The 868-nt window shown below is 37.0% G+C and carries 1 protein-coding gene and 1 pseudogene; one reads left to right on the top strand and one right to left on the bottom strand.

The window, feature by feature from the left end:
- Positions 1–213 precede the first annotated feature (213 nt).
- Positions 214–456 (top strand): hypothetical protein, encoded by a 243-nt coding sequence (locus tag C200_RS13960; protein ID WP_016212533.1) that lies wholly within the window; start codon positions 214–216, stop codon positions 454–456.
- 60 nt (positions 457–516) lie between these two features.
- Here the strand turns inward: C200_RS13960 and C200_RS16965 are convergent.
- A pseudogene (locus tag C200_RS16965) lies at positions 517–868 on the bottom strand (IS701 family transposase); the annotation flags it as partial.

Here is an 868-nt window from a genome sequence, read left to right as displayed (position 1 = left end):
AGGTAGCGACGCTTACGAAGAAATAGCCTGACAAAGTTAAAAATAATTGAGTTTTTTCAGAAAAAACTCGAACCAAGGGGTAGAGGAATAGAGCAAGAAGAGTTAAAAGCTATCTTGAAGAATATTACTTGTTTACTTTATCGTAAATCAGGGTTTCTTGCATCAAAATCTTATGAGGCTGCTAAGAAAGATCTCGAAATAGCGAGAGGAAACTTGGATATCAGTGATAAAGAATGGAGTGAAATTTTTACAACCGCCTACTGGACTAAAGTTCATGCAAGTTATCAAGACTCAAATCTTTATATGGGGGAATCAGGAGCTTCGTTGTACTATGATCGCTATAGCAGTAATAGCGGTGCTGAGGAAGGTGCGTCGGCATCTTTGCCTCCTGGAAATGATCAACGATACCCTAAAGGTGGTAATGATTCCCAAGGCGGGGCTTGCGGTTATGGGTAAATTAAAAATCAATAAGGCGCTATATGATTTAGTTTTTTATATACTCACCTTACGCACAGGTCATAAACATTTTAATCGCCTAAGCTCTTCAAAAGCTATTTGATTTGACCGCACAAGTAATTTATATTTGAGTGCAAAGTGGTTAAGTTGTGCTTTTACACTCAATGTTTCTAGTTTACAAATGCCACGATTGATGCAAAATATGATTGCATTGTGACCGAACAGTTTTAGTTGGTGATTTTGCTAAACTTGCATTTTGTTTAATCGACTTATGATATTCTTCAATTTTCCATCGTTTTTGCGTAAGCGTTTGTAACGCCCATCACCATCCGTCTCTAAATCATTTGTTATTAAATAGAGGTGACCTGTTGACCCATCTTCGTTTGTGAAGATCTTTTTTACATTAATCGCA

The sequence above is a fragment of the Piscirickettsia salmonis LF-89 = ATCC VR-1361 genome, from assembly GCF_000297215.2.
Classification (GTDB): domain Bacteria; phylum Pseudomonadota; class Gammaproteobacteria; order Piscirickettsiales; family Piscirickettsiaceae; genus Piscirickettsia; species Piscirickettsia salmonis.
The sequence above is the reverse complement of the archived record's forward strand: the minus strand, read 5'-3'. Positions and strand labels throughout refer to the sequence as shown.